Origin of the sequence: Neobacillus drentensis, assembly GCF_036965245.1 — a bacterium.
In the GTDB taxonomy this organism is placed as follows: domain Bacteria; phylum Bacillota; class Bacilli; order Bacillales; family Cytobacillaceae; genus Neobacillus; species Neobacillus drentensis_G.
In genome coordinates, this window is sequence record NZ_JBALPG010000199.1 from 178 (window position 1) to 4,804 (window position 4,627).

A 4,627-nucleotide genomic window follows, 5' to 3' on the forward strand; every position below is an offset into this window, starting at 1 on the left:
CAACAAGAATTGAAAAGGGGCTAAACAAACTAGAGGGCGTTGAGTCGGCAAATGTTAATCTTGCCTTAGAAAAATCCGCAATTAAATATGACCCTTCACAAATAAATGTGGATGATATAGAAAAGAAAATCAGAGATTTAGGATACGGCGTTGTTACTGAGAAGGAAGAGTTTGACATCACCGGAATGACTTGTGCAGCATGTGCAACAAGAATTGAAAAGGGTTTGAATAAGTTAGAAGGTGTTGTTAAGGCGAATGTAAATTTAGCACTTGAAAAAGCAACTGTTGAGTTTAATGGGTCCATGCTTACGAATTCCGACATTATAAAAAAAGTAGAAGCCCTTGGCTATGGGGCCCAAATAATAGAAGAGACGAATGAAACAAGTGATCATCGCCAGAAAGAAATTGCAAAACAGTCGAAAAAATTTATCTTTTCAGCGATTCTATCGTTTCCGCTTTTATGGGCAATGGTGGCCCACTTTTCGTTTACCTCCTTTATATGGGTGCCGAAAATCTTTATGAATCCCTGGGTTCAGCTAGCTTTAGCGACCCCAGTTCAATTTATTATAGGAAGCCAATTTTATATCGGTGCTTATAAAGCACTTAAAAACAAGAGTGCCAATATGGACGTACTTGTTGCATTAGGTACATCCGCCGCTTATTTTTATAGTTTATATTTATCAATGATGTCCCTAATGGAAAAAAGTGCTCATGAAGTAGAACTTTATTATGAAACAAGTTCTATATTAATCACATTAATCATTTTAGGAAAGCTATTTGAAGCAAAAGCAAAAGGAAGATCCTCAGAAGCGATTAAAAAATTAATGGGTCTGCAGGCAAAGACAGCTACTGTTATGAGAAACGGTATTGAACTAGAAATTCCAATTGAAGAAGTAGTTGTTGGAGACCTTCTTTATATCAAACCAGGTGAAAAGATTCCAGTTGATGGGATAATTATTGAAGGACGTTCTGCTGTTGATGAATCGATGCTGACTGGTGAAAGTGTCCCAGTTGATAAGAGTATAGGTGACGAGGTAATTGGTGCAACTCTTAACAAAAATGGGTTTTTACAAATTGAAACCACAAAAGTTGGAAGGGATACTGCACTAGCGCAAATAATTAAAGTTGTAGAGGAAGCACAAGGTTCAAAAGCTCCTATCCAACGACTTGCTGATAAGATTTCTGGAGTGTTTGTTCCAATTGTTGTTGCCATTGCCATTATAACTTTTATTATCTGGTATGTTTGGGTTGTACCTGGAGATTTTGCAGACGCATTAGAAAAAATGATTGCGGTTCTCGTTATTGCTTGTCCATGTGCATTGGGATTGGCAACGCCAACATCGATTATGGCTGGTTCCGGCCGTGCAGCTGAATATGGAATCCTCTTTAAAGGTGGAGAACATTTGGAAATGACCCACCGAGTGGCCACAGTGGTATTGGATAAAACAGGTACGGTAACAAATGGAACACCAGTTTTAACGGATGTTTTCACGGAAGGTTTGTTTAGTGAGGAAGAATTTTTAGCATTAGTAGGGTCAGCTGAAAAGCAATCAGAACATCCACTTGCGCAAGCGATTGTTCAAGGTATTAAAGATAAAGGGATTCCATTAAAAGAAGTCGCTGAATTTGAGGCTGTCCCTGGATTTGGAATCAAAGCAATTGTAGAGGGAAAACAAATCTTAGTTGGTACAAGAAAACTAATGAATAAATTTAAGGTTGAAATTGCTGATGCCCTTGTTAAGATGGATGAAATGGAAAGGGTAGGAAAAACAGCGATGCTGGCTGCTATTGACGGTCAATATGCAGGTACTGTCGCTGTTGCAGACACGATTAAAGAAACCTCCAAAACAGCCATTAGCCGCCTTAAAAAAATGGGACTTGATGTGATCATGATTACAGGTGATAATCAGCAGACAGCAAAGGCAATCGCTGCACAGGCTGGAATTGATCATGTTATAGCCGAAGTTCTGCCAGAGGGTAAAGCAGATGAAATCAAGAAATTGCAGGCGAAGGGTAAGAAAGTGGCCATGGTAGGAGATGGAATTAATGATGCCCCTGCATTGGCAATAGCAGACATCGGAATGGCAATTGGCACTGGTACAGATGTTGCAATGGAAGCAGCAGATATCACCCTGATTCGCGGCGATTTAAATAGTATTGCTGATGCCATCTTCATGAGTAAAAAAACCATTACCAATATTAAACAAAATCTTTTCTGGGCATTAGCATATAATTCTCTTGGCATTCCAGTTGCTGCGCTAGGATTTTTGGCACCATGGCTTGCCGGAGCTGCCATGGCATTCAGTTCAGTTTCAGTTGTTCTAAATGCATTACGATTACAAAAAGTTAAATTGTAATTGAATAAAAGAAATATTACTTTATCAGGTTTAAAAAGGCTGACACATAATTGTCAGCCTTTTTCACTTTTTACACTTTCGCTAGCTAGTATACTGACTTTACAAGGGTATTAAATTTAAAAAAACTGGGTGAAATACATGTTTAATATTTTATTAATTGAAGATGAGGAAAGTGTATCTACAGTTTTAAAAGCTTATTTAGAAAAGGAAGGATATCAAGTTTATTGTGTTTTAACAGGTTTGAAAGGTATCGAAATTTTTAAAACAAAAGAGATTGATTTGGTGATTCTTGATTTAATGCTTCCGGATATAAGTGGAGAAGAAGTTTGTAAAATTATCCGCCAATCCTCTGATGTACATATTTTTATGTTAACAGCAAAAGGGTCTTTAAATGATCGAATTGAGGGGCTTAATATTGGTGCTGATGAATATCTAATTAAACCGTTTAGTCCTAGAGAGCTGACTGCAAGGGTAAATGCACTTTTCCGAAGAATAAATGGGAGAATTCATTCATCAAGTGTTATTTTTGACGATGGAAATCTAATGATAAATAGTGAAAAAAGATCTGTTAAGGTTTGTAATAAGGAGATCCCTTTTACACCAAATGAATTTAATATTTTATGGACACTTGCAGTAAATAAAGGAAAAGTATTATCTAGAGAACAACTTATTGAAAAACTATATAGGGGATATTTTAGCGGGTTCGATCGAACTATTGATGTTCACATTAAAAATATTCGTAAAAAGATTGAAACGGATACGAAGAATCCTAAATATGTTGTAACAGTAATGAAAGCAGGCTATAAATTCGGAGGAGTGTTTTAAGTGCATTCAATCAGCAAAAGATTAAGTATTTTATTTATTATGTGCACTATTGCCGCAATCCTTCTAGTTACATTGTTTGTCAACATTACTGTAACGAATAAGTTTAATCAATATATGGTTGATTTACAGAATAAAAGATATCAAAGAATCGTCACTTATTTAGAAGATGTTTATAAACGAGAAGGTAAGTGGACAAAGGATACCGGGATTGAGCTTATGCACGAAGCTTATATGGGCAACTATTGCTTAACACTTTTGGATCAAAATAAAAAACCAGTGTGGGGTATGGACCCAAATGATATAAGAATTCAGTTAAATAAGGATGCAATGCCAGTTCAGGATAAGGGTGTTTACACTACAAAATCATTTGATATTAAAGTAAAAAGTAAGATTGTCGGATATGTCGATATTGGACAGTATTCATCTATACTCATGACGGAAGAAGATGTAAACTTTAAAGACTCCATTAATAAAAGCATTGTTATAAGCGGAGCTCTGACTCTTCTAATTATAAGCGGTTTTAGCCTTTATTTTTCCAAGCAATTTTCGAATCCGATTAGCGAAGTTGCAAGGATGTCAGTAAATTTATCAAAAGGGAATTTTGAAAGCAAAACTAGTATAAAAAGTAACATTATCGAACTTAAAGATTTACAAGAAAGTGTAAATGTTTTGGCAGGAAAATTAAAATATCAGGATACGCTGAGAAAAAGATTAGTATCTGATATATCGCATGAAATTAGAACTCCCTTAAATGTTCTGCAAAACAACCTAGAGGCAATGATTGATGGGGTTTATCCAGTGACAATAGAGAAATTGCATTATCTTAATGAAGAAGTAATTAGGTTTGGAAAATTAATAAATAATTTAAATATTTTAAAGGAATTTGAAGCTGAAAGTACAAAGCTAAAGTATGAAACGATCTATCTTGATGAATTCATAGCAGAAATATGCAACGATTTTTATTTGGACGCAGATAAAAAAAGCATTAAGGTGGATTTGACGATTCAATCTAATCATATGTACCTGATATCAGGTGATAAAGATCAACTAAAACAAGTTTTTATTAACTTGTTCTCTAATGTCCTTAAATTTACAGAACAAGGAGGAAGGATGCAAGTTAAATTATATGAAAAGGTAAAAAACATCGTCGTGGAAGTAAGTGACAATGGTATCGGAATTAAGCAGGAAGATTTGCCTTTTATATTTGAAAGACTTTATCGGGGGGATATGAGCAGACATCAAATCGAAGGGAATGGTATTGGTTTAACAATAGTGAAGAATATCCTGCAGCTTCACAATGCAAGTATTGATGTAGAGAGTAAAGAGGGAAAAGGAACGAAGTTTACGATTCATTTTCCTAAAAATGAAATCAGTTAATAATGGAAATATAGATTCTATTCATAAAGAAGAGCTTTAATAAGGATTTTTTCTTATTAAAGCTCTTT

General features: G+C 35.1%; 3 protein-coding genes. All 3 read left to right on the forward strand.

What is annotated here, in order from left to right:
• A partial coding sequence (locus V7150_RS25135) for a heavy metal translocating P-type ATPase (RefSeq protein ID WP_335523728.1) occupies positions 1 to 2,357 on the forward strand: 2,357 nt, incomplete at its 5' end.
• A 138-nt stretch (positions 2,358 to 2,495) separates the two neighbouring features.
• On the forward strand, positions 2,496 to 3,182 hold the full coding sequence (locus tag V7150_RS25140) for a response regulator transcription factor (protein ID WP_335523731.1): 687 nt from the start codon (positions 2,496 to 2,498) through the stop codon (positions 3,180 to 3,182).
• Positions 3,183 to 4,559 (forward strand): sensor histidine kinase, encoded by a 1,377-nt coding sequence (locus V7150_RS25145; protein ID WP_335523733.1) that lies wholly within the window; start codon positions 3,183 to 3,185, stop codon positions 4,557 to 4,559.
• The last annotated feature ends 68 nt before the right edge of the window (positions 4,560 to 4,627 follow it).